The organism is Pseudoruegeria sp. HB172150 (assembly GCF_013184805.1).
GTDB lineage: Bacteria > Pseudomonadota > Alphaproteobacteria > Rhodobacterales > Rhodobacteraceae > Psychromarinibacter.
Window position 1 is genome coordinate 1245809 of the sequence record NZ_JAATNG010000001.1, and the last position, 12239, is coordinate 1258047.

Here is a 12239-nt window from a genome sequence, read left to right on the forward strand (position 1 = left end):
GCCGGCTGTGCCGGTCCTGCCAGTGTCTCTGGTCATAATGCCGGTGATTTGGCATCACTTGCGGATGCGCGGGGAGCCGGAATGCTGGAAAGACTGAGAAACCTTTACGAGGGGCATTCGGCCGCGGCCCACAGGTTCCGCTATGCCCTTCTGGCCTTCGACATCGTCACGATCACCTTCGTCATCGTCACCTCGTTCCTGCCGCACAGCGCCGTCGTGGAAGTGGTGGACGTCATTCTCGGCGTCGTCATCCTCACCGATTTCCTGGTGCGGCTGGTACTGGAACAACAGAAGCTGCGCTACTTCACGCGGCTGTCGAGCTGGGCCGATATCGTGGCGATGGTGTCCTTCCTGGCGCCAATCGCGGGAGAGGGCTTTGGCTTTCTCCGCATCCTGCGGACTCTGCGGCTGTTGCATACCTATCAGCTGCTCAGCCGCCTGCGGCAGGATTTCCCGCATTTCCGCCAGCATGAAGAGGTCATTCTCGCCATCATCAACCTGTTCGTCTTTCTCTTCGTGATGACGGGCCTGATCTATGCGCTGCAGGTCTCGGTGAACCCGGAAATACGGAACTATGCCGATGCGCTGTATTTTACCGTGACGACTCTCACCACGACCGGTTTCGGGGACATTACGCTGACGGGCACCGCGGGGCGGATGCTGTCGGTGGGGGTGATGATCTTCGGCGTGACGTTGTTCCTGCGGCTGGCGCAGGTTCTGTTCCGCCCGCCAAAAGTGCGCCAGGAATGCAAGGAGTGCGGGCTTTTGCTGCACGATCCCGACGCGGTTCACTGCAAGCATTGCGGGGCGCTGATCCATATCGAGACGGAAGGATCCATCTGAGCGGCGCTGGCGGTCAGTTGCTATCGAGTGGCGTCGGGACGAGGCCGAATTCGCGGGCGAGGGCGAGCGACAATACCTCGCTGTCGACGCCTCGCGCGGCCTGCGTGGTGCGGATGGCGTCGCGGGTATCCTGGGTCATCTCGCCATCATCGGGCCCGGAAAAGGCGCCGCGCGCCGCCAGCGCGCGTTGCAGTGACGCGATGAATTCCGGCGTGAACTGGTCCGAGCAGACGCTTTCGAACCAGTGCGGCAGGCGCGTTTCGACAGGTTTTTCGACCGTTTCCTTGCGATAGACCGGCGGGTTGATCACGGTTCCGTCCGCTTCGGTCTCGGCAGGAATGACCATCACGTCCTCGGTGACGGTCTGCCGGCGGGTGGGGGGCGTGTCCTGTGCGTGGCAGGTGCCGGTTGGCCCGGACGGTTCCTGCGCGAAGGTCGGGATCGAGCCGTGGTCGTCCATGCGCGAGGCCGCACCGGGAGTGTCCGCGCCGCAGGCGGCAACGCCTGTCACCACCCAGATTGCCAGGATCTTTCTGATTTCCAGCACTGCTCGCGGCCTCTTCGGGGGCACTCTGTTGCGGATCGTACCGGAAAACACGCGTTCGCGAAAGAATTACGGCGTGCCGTCGGCGCGAGCCTCCTCCGGGCGGAGCAGATCGTCGAGCATCCAGGACAGATCCTCGACTTCTTCGGCGATGATGTGGGTGACGCCGGATTCTCGCTGGATCCTCCCGGTGACGCGCAAAAGCCGCCCTGCGATCACCGCACGGCGGAAGCGTTCATAGATCGTGCGCCAGACGATGATGTTGGAGATCCCGGTTTCATCCTCCAGCGTGACGAAGATCACGCCGTTCGCTGTTCCGGGGCGCTGTCGCACAAGCACCAATCCCGCCACCGTAACCCGGGCCTTCTCTGGCGGCAGATTCAGCAGCACATGCGGGCAGCAGGCGGGCGGACGCGGCCAGCGGGGGTGCTGAAGGAGTTTGGGGTGCTCGGTCACGAGAACAAATATAGAACCCTTCGCGATCCGCGCAAAGTGCTTTCACCAGAAAGAGACTGGCCAATCCCAAGTGAAGCCCTTATCCCGCAGGGAACACGACAGTTGGACGACAAGAGGACGGGATGGCGCGGATCACCTATATCGAACACAACGGCACCGAGCACACGGTCGATGTCCCGAACGGGCTGACCGTGATGGAAGGCGCGCGGGACAATAACATCCCGGGCATCGAGGCCGATTGCGGCGGCGCCTGCGCCTGTTCGACCTGCCATGTTTACGTCCACCCGGATTGGGTCGGAAAACTGCCGGAGAAGGAGGCGATGGAAGAGGACATGCTCGATTTCGCCTTCGAACCGGATCCGGCCCGTTCCCGTCTTACCTGCCAGGTCAAGGTGACCGACGCGCTGGACGGTCTGGTCGTGCAGATGCCGGAAAAGCAGATCTGATGAAGGCGCTTGTCGCGCTGCTGTGCCTGACCGGCGCGGGCGCGGCGGCCTGCGAGGCCCCGGCCTGGCGGGAGACCGACTATCCCGGCAGCGTGGTGACGGATGCCACCAAGGCCGGCCCGGTCGGCCGCGCCTGGTTCGCCGATCCCGTGACGCGCTACCAGCACGGCATCCTCGGGCGCGACACCGAGCCGGAGACGCTTTGGGTAGATGCCGAGGGCAATCAAGGGACCTGCGGACATTCGGTCACCCTCGACAAGACCCACGTATTTGAGGATATCGCACCGCGGCTTGTCGATCTCGACGGCGACGGGACGAACGAGGTGATCGTAGTCCGAAGCCATGTGCGGCAGGGCGCGCATCTGGCCGTCTACCGCTGGACCGGCAGCGACCTGATCCTCGACGCCGCCACGCCCTATATCGGTACCAGCCACCGCTGGCTTGCGCCGCTTGGCGCCGCCGATCTTGACGGAGACGGCCTGATGGAGCTGGCCTATGTCGACCGGCCGCACCTGGCGCGCACCCTGCGTGTCTGGCGTTACGAAGACGGCGAACTGACCGAGATCGCGGCGGCGAGCGGCCTGACCAATCACCGCATCGGACAGGATCACATTTCCGGCGGTATCCGCGACTGCGGGCAGGGGCTGGAAATTGTCACTGCCGATGGGGGCTGGAGCCGCCTTGTTGCATCCAGGCTGAAGGACGGCCGGCTGGAATTCCGGGACATCGGCGCATTCGACGGCCCGGCATCCTTCGCGGCGGCTCTGGCCTGCGACTGATCCGCACCTTCTTCTGGTCAAAAATATCCTCGGAGGAATCGCCGGAGGCGATGGGGGCAGACAGCCCCCTGCGACGTTGCCTTAGGCGGCAGGCCGGGATTGTTCGAAAAGTGATGTGATCTTTCCAAAAGAATGCCTAATGCCGGACATTCAGGTTGGTTCTGTGAAGCCGGAAATTAACCGTCCAGAGACCGCCATCCGATGTCGCGGCGGAAAAACCCGCCCGGCCAGTCGATGCCGTCGATCATCGCATAGGCCCGCTCCCGCGCCTCGGCCAGGTCGCTGCCGCGTGCGGTGACGTTCAGCACCCGGCCGCCATTGGCCACGACCTTGCCGTCGCGCTCGGCGGTGCCGGCATGGAAAACCATGTGCGCGCTGTCCTCGGGCATCGCATCCAGCCCGCCGATCACCGAACCCTTCTCGTAGGATCCCGGATACCCGTTCGCGGCCATCACCACCGTCATGGCGTGATCGTCGGCCCAATTCACCTGTGTCTCGCCCAGCCGCCCCTCGGCGCAGGCCAGCATCAGGTCCAGCGCCTGCGCGCCGAGCCGCATCATCAGCACCTGGCATTCGGGGTCACCGAAGCGGACGTTGTATTCGACCAGCCGCGGCGCGCCGTCCTCGATCATCAGCCCGACATATAGGACGCCCTGATACGGAGTGCCGCGCCGCGCCATCTCGGCCATGGTGGGTTTCACGATCTCCTCCAGCGCGCGTTCCGCCACCGCACCTTCGAGGATCGGGGCGGGGGAATAGGCACCCATGCCGCCGGTGTTCGGGCCGGTATCGCCGTCGCCCACGCGCTTGTGGTCCTGCGCGGTGCCGATTGGCAGCACGGTCTCGCCGTCGCAGAGCACGAAGTAGGACGCTTCCTCGCCTTGCATGAATTCCTCGATCACCACCTCGGCGCCCGCCTCGCCAAAGGTGCCGCCGAACATCTCGTCGATGGCGGCGAGCGCTTCTGCCTCGGTCATGGCCACGATCACGCCCTTGCCGGCGGCGAGGCCGTCTGCCTTGACGACGATGGGCACGCCCTGGGAACGAATGTAGTCCTTGGCTGGCCCGGCGGCGTCGAACCTGGCCCAGGCGGCCGTGGGCGCGCCCGCAGCGTCGCAGACCTCCTTGGTGAAGCGCTTCGACGCTTCCAGTTCCGCCGCCGCCTTCGACGGGCCGAAGCAGAGGATGCCCGAGGCACGCAGGTCGTCGGCGACGCCTGCCGCCAGCGGCGCCTCCGGTCCGATGATCACGAAGTCGATGGAATTGGCCGAGGCGAAATCTGCTACGGCGCTGCCATCCTCGATGTTCAGCGAGGCGCATTCGGCGATCTCCGCGACCCCGGCATTGCCCGGCGCGACGATCAGCCGGTCGCATTTCGGGTTCTGCATCGCCGCCCAGGCCAGCGCGTGCTCGCGCCCGCCGCCGCCGAGAATGAGGATGTTCATCGCCGCCTCCAGGTTCCGTCCGGCGCCTGATTAGGCGGCGCGGCGGCAGGTGGCAAGACGACGCAGGACAAAATGGAACTGTGGCCGCTGGGCAACCGTTGAGAGGGCAATCGAGAGAAGGAAAGGAGGCATGTCATGCCCAAGCTCGACGGAAAGAAAGTCGCCATTCTCGCAACCGACGGTTTCGAACAGTCCGAACTGGAGGTTCCGCTTGAGAAGCTCAAAGAGGCGGGCGCCGAAGTTCACGTGGTCTCGCCGGAGGACGGCGAAATCAAAGGCTGGAAAGGCAAGGATTGGGGCCGCCCGGTCAAGGTCCACCGCAAGCTGAGCAATGTCAGCTCTGACGACTATCACGCGCTGGTCCTGCCCGGAGGCCAGATCAACCCCGACCTGCTGCGCATCAATGACGATGCGCTGCGGTTCATCCGGCGGATGTTCGATGCGGGCAAGCCGATTGGCGCAATCTGCCACGCTCCGTGGTTGCTGGCGGAAACCGGCATCGCTCATGGCCGCCGTTTGACCTCGTACAAATCCATCGCGACCGACATGAAGAATGCGGGCGCGAATTGGGAGGACAGCGAGGTCGTCACCGACAAGGGGCTGGTGACCAGCCGCAATCCGGGCGACCTGGAGGCGTTCTGCGCCAAGCTGGTCGAGGAGATTTCCGAAGGCGAGCACCAGCGCGAAGCCGCCTGAGTTTTACGAACGAGGCGCCCGGTGCGTCCGGGCGTCTAGACCGAGCCGCCAAGGCGCGCCGCGACCCATGTCGTGGCGCGTTCCTGCAGGTCGGCCGGCAGTTCCCTTTCCAGCGTGACCGTCAGTTCCGACAGCTTCACCGCGGCCAGCTCCCGGCGCCATGCCGCGTCCGCCTGCCACATGATCCGTGCCACCTGGCAGGGGCCCTTGGGGTCATGGCCCTGCAGGCAGGGATTGTTGCGCCGGATCTCGGTGCAGGCAAAGTTGCGGCCCTTGCCCTCGACCGCTTCGACGATATCGAGAAACGTGATCTCGCTGGCTGGTTTTGCCAGCCTGTAGCCGCCCGAGGGCCCCAGAGAGCCCTCGACAAGCCCCGCCTGCGACAGGCTTTGCAGTGCCTTCGACAGGTATTCCTTCGGCACGCCGTGAAAATCGGCGAGCGCCTTGGTCGACAGGCGCCCGCCCTCGGGCAACGCGGCCAGGAGGGAGCAGCAATGCAGCACCCATTCGACCTGGTTGCGCATCTGCATCAGGCGAGCACCGCCTTGTCGAGGCCCAGCATCCGGTCGGACGAGCCGGGAACCGGCGTGAAGGCCACGGCCACGCGGTTCCAGCCATTGATCGCCACCACGGCGAAGGTCAGTTCGGCCAGCAGATCCTCGCCCAGCTCGAATTTGACGCGGTTGTAAAGCTCGTCGCTGATGCCGGCCGGGGTCATCTGGGTCAGCGCCTCGGTCCATTCCAGCGCGGCGCGTTCGCGTTCGTCGAAGAGCGGAGATTCCCGCCAGACGGCGACGTGGTGCAGCCGCAGCTCGCGCTCGCCGTGAATGCGGGCGGATTTCACATGCATGTCCGTGCAGAAGGCGCATCCGTTCATCTGCGAGGCGCGCAGGTTGACCAGTTCGCGCAGGATCGGGTCCAGCCGGTTGCCGTCGAGCGACTGGCTGAAGGCGAAATAGGCCCGCGCCGGGGTCGGGGCGGCGTTCGTGTAATCGAGTCGTTGGGACATGGGGCAGCTCCTTGGTCCGTTTTTATTGGAGACACTCAATATCCATAAGGATATCTATTATCCGTAAATGCAAGTCAACCCGGTTTCGGGGCCTTTCGCCCGTCGCGCCGATGGGGCAGGATCGGGGCCATGTCCGACCTGATCGACGATCCCGCCCCGGGCGAGAATGCCCACGAGTACACAGTCTCGGAAATTTCCGGGGCGGTGAAACGCGTTATCGAAGGCGAGTTCGGGAAGGTCCGGGTCAAGGGCGAGGTCGGGCGCGTGTCACGGCCGCGCTCAGGCCATATCTACATGGATCTGAAGGACGACCGGAACGTGTTGTCGGCGGTTGTCTGGAAAGGCGTTGCGGCGCGGCTGGCGACGCAGCCCGAGGAGGGGCTGGAGGTCGTGGCGACGGGGCGGCTTACGACGTTCGGCGGCCAGTCCAAGTACCAGATGGTGATCGACGACATCCGGCCCGCCGGCGTTGGCGCGCTGATGGCGATGCTGGAAAAGCGCAAGAAGGCGCTGGCGGCGGAGGGACTGTTCGACGAGGTGCGGAAGCGGCCGCTGCCCTACTTGCCGGAGGTGATCGGGGTGATCACCTCGCCGTCGGGGGCAGTGATCCGGGACATCCTGCACCGGCTGCGGGACCGGTTCCCGCGGAAGGTGCTGATCTGGCCGGTGGCGGTGCAGGGTGAGCGATGCGCGCCCGAGGTGACGCGGGCGATCGAGGGGTTCAACCGGCTGTCACCGGGCGGGGCGCTGCCGCGGCCCGATCTGCTGATCGTGGCGCGGGGCGGCGGGTCGATCGAGGATCTCTGGGGTTTCAATGAGGAGAGCGTAGCGCGGGCTGCGGCGGCGTCGGAGATCCCGCTGATCTCTGCCGTGGGGCATGAGACGGACACGACGCTGATTGATTTCGTCTCGGACCGGCGGGCGCCGACGCCGACGGCGGCGGCGGAACTGGCGGTGCCGGTGCGGCTGGAACTTTTAGCGTGGGCTGACCAGCAGGAAGCGCGGCTGAGCCGGGCGGTGACGCTGGGCGTCACCCGGCGGCGGCAAAGGCTGGCGGATCTGTCGCGGGCGCTGCCCCGGCCGGAGGCTCTGGTCGGGCAGGCGCGGCAGCGGCTGGATTATCTGGGCGAACGGCTGCCGAGGGCGCTGGAGGCGGCGCGGGAGCGGAAGCGGGCGCGGCTGGCGGAGGCGGCGGTGCATCTGCGGCCGGGCATGCTGCGGCGGGCGGTGGCGGACCGGCGGCGGGCGGTGGATCAGGTCGCCGGGCGGCTGGCGCCGGCGCTGCGGCGGGTCGCGGCGGAGAAGGAGCGCGGGTTCCGGGGCACGGCGGGGCGGCTCAGGGGGACGGTGCTGCAGAGGGATCTGAGGCGCCAGGCGGAGGCGTTCGGGCGCGTGGTGGCGCGGCTGGCGGCGGCGGGCCGGGGGCAGGTCGAGGGCTGGGCGCGGCGGCTCGACGGGCTGGAGCGGCTGCGGCAGAGCCTGGGCTATACCGAGACGCTGCGGCGGGGCTATGCGGTGGTGCGGGGCGACGGGGCGGTGGTGACCCGGAAGGCGGCGGCGGAGCAGGCGCACGGGCTGGAGATCGAGTTCGCCGACGGGCGGCTGAAGCTGGGCGGGGGCGGGCCGGCGCGGCGGGGCAAACCGGCCGATGAGCCGCCGGAACAGGGGTCGCTTTTCTGAGGCGTCCCCATGGGGACGGGGGGTCAAGTGGTTGATTTCAGGCATGTTAGCGCAAACGTAGGGTGGGGACGCCTAGCGTTTCGCGGGCGGGAAATTCGGATGGCGCGCGCCGTCCGGAAACCCGGGGCGAGGCGCCCCCGGCCTCAGACCCCGACGTCGGGTCCCATGCAGGTCAGCGGTTCGGGGCTGTTCATCACCTCGTAGAGTTCGCGGCCCTCATCGGTTCCCATGAACAGCGCCGAGATCCGGCCCTCGCGCCGGGTGAAGCGCCAGCATTTCGGCTCCGGATTGTCCTCGTAGACGAAGCAGATATTGCTCTGCGTGTCCTCGTACCAGTAGCCGTCCCAGCATTCGTCGCCGATATAGGCCCAGCGGACGCGCCGTCCGGGCAGGTATTGTTCGATCCCGTAGGCCACGCCCTGATCGTGATAGGTCAGGGTCCGGCCCTCGACATAGGCCTCGAATTCGGCGCCGCTCATGACGTCCTCGGCCAGCACGCAGGCAGGCACGGTAACGGCGAGCAGAATGGATGCAAGCAAACGCATGGCGCGAGAGTGCCAGAAAGCGGCAGCGCGAACCAGTCCCTCCGTCACGGTGGCCGGGGTCAGCGGAGCGCTTCCGCGCGCGCCTATTCCGGCCTGCGGTCGGGCGACGCTTTTGTCGGCCCGGGGGCCTGTGGCGCGGTTACGGGTCAGCTTCAGGTTCACCAAGGCGGATGCACGCTTCGAAGCCTCCCTGGCCTTCGCCTTTGCTGACAGCCGCCGGCACGCCGCTCAAGGAGAATAGCCGTCTCCCCGCAAGCGGGGCCCCTCGGCGATTCTCCTTGATCGCCGCCCCGCCGCCCGTCCGCCCTGTCTCAGGCAAGGGTGGCTCCGAAGCGGATCGGCATCGCGGCGTTTCCGGGGAGGGGGCCTTTCCACGGCGGGCGGAACGGATTACCTGAACGGAACGCTGAGAACAGGAGGGCGGATGTCCTTTTTCGGAAAACTGAAAGAGCGGATGTTCAAATCCTCGTCGAAGCTCGAGCAGGGGCTCGATGCGATCGTCGAGGACGGGGGCGTGGAAGAGGTGGTCGAGGCGGCGGTGCCCGACACGCCCGCGCCCGATCCTTCGCCCGCGCCGAAGCCGGAGCCGGAACCTGCGCCTGAGCCGCAGCCGGAGACGCCGCCTGAAACCCCGCCCGATCCCGGTCCGGACCCGGTGCGGCCTCCGGAACCGACCGAGGTGCCGCCCGCGCCGGCCGAAACGCCGCCCGCTCCGCCCGAGGTGCCGCCCGCGCCGCCGCGGGAGACGCCGACGGGTCCGGCGCCGATGGAGATTCCGACGGAGCGGACGGCTCCCGCGCCGCGCGGCGGTTTTCTGGGGCGTATCCTTGGCCGCGAGCAGAAGACCGTCGTGCGCCGGGTGCTGGACGACGACATGCTCGAAAGCCTGGAAGAGCTGCTGATCACCGCCGATATGGGCGTCGACACGGCGCTGCGGGTGACCGCGAACATGGCCGAGGGCCGGTTCGGGCAGAAACTGTCGGTCGAAGAGATCAAGGAACTGCTGGCGAAGGAAATCGGCCGGATCATGGAGACCGTCGCGAAGCCGATGCCGCTTTATCCTAAAAAGCCGCAGGTGGTGCTGGTCGTGGGTGTCAACGGGTCCGGCAAGACCACCACCATCGGCAAGCTGGCGAGCCAGTTCCGCGCGGCGGGCAAGTCGGTTATGATCGCGGCAGGCGACACCTTTCGCGCCGCGGCGGTCGAACAGCTGCAGGTCTGGGGCGAGCGCGCCGGGGTGCCGGTGATGACAGTGGCGCAGGGCACCGATCCGGCGAGCCTGGCCTATGACGCGATGGCGCGGGCCGAGGCGGAGGGCGCGGACCTCTTGATGATCGACACCGCCGGGCGGCTGCAGAACCGCGCCGACCTGATGGAGGAGCTGGCGAAGATCGTGCGCGTCATCCGCAAGCGCGATGAAAGCGCGCCGCATAATACTCTGCTGGTGCTGGATGCGACGACGGGCCAGAACGCGGTGAACCAGGTCGAGATCTTCCGCAATATCGCCGATGTCTCCGGGCTGGTGATGACCAAGCTCGACGGCACCGCCAAGGGCGGCGTGCTGGTGGCTCTGGCCGACAAGTTCGGGCTGCCGATCCATGCCATCGGTGTGGGCGAGCAGATCGACGATCTGGCGCCGTTCGACCCCGAGGAGTTCGCCGCCGCGCTGACCGGGCTGGAGACGGCCGGGTGAGACATGGCAGGGGCGGGCGGCACGCTCAGCGCGTGCCGATGCCCTTTTCGAACAGCCGCAGGAGCAGCAGCACGGCCAGCGTGATGAAGGTCGCGAGCGCCGCCAGCGGCAACTGCCCGGCGCCGCAGGCGAGGCCGATGGCGCCGGCGAGCCACATCGAGGCGCCTGTCGTCACGTGGTGCACCTTGCCGCCGGAGGCGAAGATGATGCCGGCGGCGAGGAAGGCGACGCCGGCGGTCACCGCTTCGACCAGCCTGAGCGGGTCGATGCGCAGGGCCTCCTCGGACGGGCCGAAGGGCAGGGCGGACAGCTCCTGGCTGACCAGGATGAACAGGCAGGCGGCGAGCGCGACAAGGATATGTGTGCGCAGGCCCGCGGGCTTGTCGCGCCATTCCCTCTCGAACCCGATAAGGCCCGCCAGCACCATGGCCGAGATCAGCCGGATGGCCGCGACGGGCCACGGCACCGAGGCGAAGCTGCCGGTCAGTTCGTTGACGATTTCAGTCCACATGGCCGGTTCACCGGATTGCGGTTCATTGCGTGACGGTAACATGACGGCGCCGGGATTCGAGGGGGAACCTGCGTGAGCGGCTGGCTGATCTCGCTGGAAGGGACCGAGGCGGGGCATGTGCTGGCGCTGTGGCTGGCGGTGATCGCCGCGTTCCTGCACGCGGTCTTCGGTGCGCTGCAGAAGGGCCGGCACGATCCGTGGCTGTCGCGCGGGGCGATCGATTTCAGCTATGGCGCGATGGCGGCGCCGTTCGCGTTCTTCGTGGTGCCCTGGCCCGAGCCGCATCTGTGGCCGATCCTTGCCGGGGCCTTCGTCATTCACTCTGTCTACAAGCTGCTGCAGGCGATGGCCTATTCGCGCGGCGCCTATACCGTCGTCTATCCGGTGGTACGCGGGACCGGGCCGCTTTTCGCCGTGATCGGCGCCTACCTGATCTTCGGCGAGGTGTTCACGCCGGTGCAGTGGCTGGGCGTCGCGGTGCTTCTGTGCGGGATCTTCGGGCTGGCGGTCTACAACCTGATTTTCCTGGACGTGGACCGCGAGCGGCTGCCGGTGGCGATGGGACTGGCGGTGGTGACGGGCGGGTTCGTCGCGTTCTACACCACCTATGACGCCTATGGCATCCGCGCGACGGCGGATCCGTTCACGTTCCTTGCGTGGTTCTTCTTCATCGACGGGCTGGTGATGCCGGTGCTGGCGGCCCTGCGCTGGCGGTCGATGATCCACCGCCCGGCGCTGGGGCCGCTGATGGGGCGGGGCGTTGTGGGCGGGCTGGTGGCCTTTGCGAGCTTCGGGTCGATCATGGTGGCGACGCGGCTGGACAAGGTGGGCGAGGCGGCGGTGCTGCGCGAGACCTCGACCGTGTTCGCGGCGCTGATCGGCTGGGTGGTGCTGAAGGAGACGGTGGGGCCGCGGCGGCTTCTGCTGATGGCATTGATCGCGGCGGGCGCCGTGATAGTTGAACTTGGGGGCTGAGAGAGAGCTTATGGCTGAGAAGAAGATCAACGGCGGGGTGAAGCTGGCGCTGGATATGGGGCCGATCATCGCGTTTTTCGTGGGCTATATCCTGCTGCGGGACCGGGTGTTCATGATCGGGGGCACGGAATATTCCGGGTTCATCGTGGTGACGGCGTGTTTCATTCCGCTGCTGGCGCTGACGACGTTCATCCTGTGGCGGCTGACCGGGACGCTGTCGAAGATGCAGATCGTGACGCTGGTGCTGGTGGTGATCTTCGGCGGGCTGTCGGTGTGGCTGAATGACGAGCGGTTCTTCAAGATGAAGCCGACGATCATCTACCTGCTGTTCGCGGGGATCCTCGGGTTCGGGCTGTTGCGGGGCAGGAGCTACATGCAGCTGGTCATGGAAGAGATGTTGCCGATGCGGCACGAGGGGTGGATGATCCTGACCAAGCGGGTGACGGTGTTCTTCCTGGTGCTGGCGGTGCTGAACGAGGTGATCTGGCGGACGATGTCGACGGATGCCTGGGTGAACTTCAAGACCTTCGGGCTGACGATCGGGCTGTTCGCGTTCTTCATGCTGCAGGGGAAGCTGTTCCAGGAATACGGGGTGGAGAAGGAGTGAGCGGGGCCCT

15 protein-coding genes are annotated in these 12239 nt (G+C 66.6%); 8 read left to right on the forward strand and 7 right to left on the reverse strand.

Features of this window, described 5'->3' with window-relative positions; translation table 11 throughout:
- The first annotated feature begins 81 nt into the window (after window positions 1-81).
- Entirely contained in the window at window positions 82-843 is a 762-nt protein-coding gene (locus HCO70_RS06045; protein WP_172294019.1) for an ion transporter, read from the forward strand.
- Window positions 844-856: 13 nt separating this feature from the next.
- On the opposite strand, the gene HCO70_RS06050 is transcribed toward HCO70_RS06045, so the two are convergent.
- Window positions 857-1390 (reverse strand): peptidoglycan-binding protein, encoded by a 534-nt coding sequence (locus tag HCO70_RS06050; RefSeq protein ID WP_172294021.1) that lies wholly within the window; start codon window positions 1388-1390, stop codon window positions 857-859.
- Window positions 1391-1456: 66 nt separating this feature from the next.
- A complete protein-coding gene (locus HCO70_RS06055) occupies window positions 1457-1843 on the reverse strand; it encodes an OB-fold nucleic acid binding domain-containing protein (protein WP_371742167.1) in 387 nt (128 codons plus the stop codon).
- A 122-nt stretch (window positions 1844-1965) separates the two neighbouring features.
- On the opposite strand from HCO70_RS06055, the gene HCO70_RS06060 reads away from it, so the two are divergent.
- Both HCO70_RS06060 and HCO70_RS06065 read left to right on the forward strand, forming a co-directional pair.
- A complete protein-coding gene (locus tag HCO70_RS06060; RefSeq protein ID WP_172294023.1) occupies window positions 1966-2289 on the forward strand; it encodes a 2Fe-2S iron-sulfur cluster-binding protein in 324 nt (107 codons plus the stop codon).
- Entirely contained in the window at window positions 2289-3068 is a 780-nt protein-coding gene (locus HCO70_RS06065) for a VCBS repeat-containing protein (RefSeq protein ID WP_172294025.1), read from the forward strand. The genes HCO70_RS06060 and HCO70_RS06065 overlap by 1 nt, the downstream gene beginning before the upstream one ends.
- 176 nt (window positions 3069-3244) lie before the next feature.
- On the opposite strand, the gene purD is transcribed toward HCO70_RS06065, so the two are convergent.
- Complete coding sequence (purD, locus tag HCO70_RS06070) at window positions 3245-4513, reverse strand: phosphoribosylamine--glycine ligase (protein WP_172294027.1); 1269 nt, start codon at window positions 4511-4513, stop codon at window positions 3245-3247.
- A gap of 135 nt (window positions 4514-4648) precedes the next feature.
- Here purD and HCO70_RS06075 point away from each other — a divergent pair, with 135 nt between their 5' ends.
- Entirely contained in the window at window positions 4649-5209 is a 561-nt protein-coding gene (locus tag HCO70_RS06075; RefSeq protein ID WP_172294029.1) for a type 1 glutamine amidotransferase domain-containing protein, read from the forward strand.
- Between the two features lie 35 nt (window positions 5210-5244).
- Here the strand turns inward: HCO70_RS06075 and HCO70_RS06080 are convergent, their stop codons facing one another.
- The gene (locus HCO70_RS06080) at window positions 5245-5739 is read right to left on the reverse strand and encodes an Rrf2 family transcriptional regulator (protein ID WP_172294031.1); all 495 of its coding nucleotides are present in this window, start codon (window positions 5737-5739) and stop codon (window positions 5245-5247) included.
- A complete protein-coding gene (locus HCO70_RS06085; protein WP_172294033.1) occupies window positions 5739-6218 on the reverse strand; it encodes a carboxymuconolactone decarboxylase family protein in 480 nt (159 codons plus the stop codon). Before HCO70_RS06085 ends, HCO70_RS06080 begins: the two co-directional genes overlap by 1 nt.
- Window positions 6219-6347: 129 nt before the next feature.
- Here HCO70_RS06085 and xseA point away from each other — a divergent pair, with 129 nt between their 5' ends.
- The gene (xseA, locus tag HCO70_RS06090; protein WP_172294035.1) at window positions 6348-7898 is read left to right on the forward strand and encodes an exodeoxyribonuclease VII large subunit; all 1551 of its coding nucleotides are present in this window, start codon (window positions 6348-6350) and stop codon (window positions 7896-7898) included.
- Window positions 7899-8041: 143 nt separating this feature from the next.
- Here xseA and HCO70_RS06095 read toward each other — a convergent pair whose 3' ends face one another.
- Window positions 8042-8443 carry a hypothetical protein gene (locus HCO70_RS06095; protein WP_172294037.1) on the reverse strand — a complete coding sequence of 134 codons (402 nt, stop codon included), beginning with the start codon at window positions 8441-8443 and terminating at the stop codon, window positions 8042-8044.
- Between the two features lie 424 nt (window positions 8444-8867).
- Between HCO70_RS06095 and ftsY the strand changes: the two genes are divergently transcribed.
- Window positions 8868-10136 (forward strand): signal recognition particle-docking protein FtsY, encoded by a 1269-nt coding sequence (gene ftsY, locus HCO70_RS06100; protein ID WP_172294039.1) that lies wholly within the window; start codon window positions 8868-8870, stop codon window positions 10134-10136.
- Between the two features lie 25 nt (window positions 10137-10161).
- Here the strand turns inward: ftsY and HCO70_RS06105 are convergent, their stop codons facing one another.
- Entirely contained in the window at window positions 10162-10647 is a 486-nt protein-coding gene (locus HCO70_RS06105) for an MgtC/SapB family protein (RefSeq protein WP_172294041.1), read from the reverse strand.
- A gap of 72 nt (window positions 10648-10719) precedes the next feature.
- On the opposite strand from HCO70_RS06105, the gene HCO70_RS06110 reads away from it, so the two are divergent.
- Together HCO70_RS06110 and HCO70_RS06115 are read left to right on the forward strand one after the other, a co-directional pair.
- Window positions 10720-11622, forward strand: coding sequence for an EamA family transporter (locus HCO70_RS06110; RefSeq protein ID WP_172294043.1), 903 nt, complete (start codon window positions 10720-10722; stop codon window positions 11620-11622).
- A gap of 10 nt (window positions 11623-11632) precedes the next feature.
- Complete coding sequence (locus HCO70_RS06115) at window positions 11633-12229, forward strand: inner membrane-spanning protein YciB (protein ID WP_172294045.1); 597 nt, start codon at window positions 11633-11635, stop codon at window positions 12227-12229.
- Window positions 12230-12239 lie beyond the last annotated feature (10 nt).

Bases quoted from the DNA above. Each gene is read 5' to 3' on its own strand.
- HCO70_RS06045 (WP_172294019.1), top strand. From the start codon at position 82: ATGCTGGAAAGACTGAGAAACCTTTACGAGGGGCATTCGGCCGCGGCC.
- HCO70_RS06060 (WP_172294023.1), top strand. From the start codon at position 1,966: ATGGCGCGGATCACCTATATCGAACACAACGGCACCGAGCACACGGTC.
- HCO70_RS06075 (WP_172294029.1), top strand. From the start codon at position 4,649: ATGCCCAAGCTCGACGGAAAGAAAGTCGCCATTCTCGCAACCGACGGT.
- xseA (WP_172294035.1), top strand. From the start codon at position 6,348: ATGTCCGACCTGATCGACGATCCCGCCCCGGGCGAGAATGCCCACGAG.
- HCO70_RS06105 (WP_172294041.1), bottom strand. From the start codon at position 10,647: ATGTGGACTGAAATCGTCAACGAACTGACCGGCAGCTTCGCCTCGGTG.
- ftsY (WP_172294039.1), top strand. From the start codon at position 8,868: ATGTCCTTTTTCGGAAAACTGAAAGAGCGGATGTTCAAATCCTCGTCG.
- HCO70_RS06065 (WP_172294025.1), top strand. From the start codon at position 2,289: ATGAAGGCGCTTGTCGCGCTGCTGTGCCTGACCGGCGCGGGCGCGGCG.
- HCO70_RS06095 (WP_172294037.1), bottom strand. From the start codon at position 8,443: ATGCGTTTGCTTGCATCCATTCTGCTCGCCGTTACCGTGCCTGCCTGC.
- purD (WP_172294027.1), bottom strand. From the start codon at position 4,513: ATGAACATCCTCATTCTCGGCGGCGGCGGGCGCGAGCACGCGCTGGCC.
- HCO70_RS06085 (WP_172294033.1), bottom strand. From the start codon at position 6,218: ATGTCCCAACGACTCGATTACACGAACGCCGCCCCGACCCCGGCGCGG.
- HCO70_RS06115 (WP_172294045.1), top strand. From the start codon at position 11,633: ATGGCTGAGAAGAAGATCAACGGCGGGGTGAAGCTGGCGCTGGATATG.
- HCO70_RS06080 (WP_172294031.1), bottom strand. From the start codon at position 5,739: ATGCAGATGCGCAACCAGGTCGAATGGGTGCTGCATTGCTGCTCCCTC.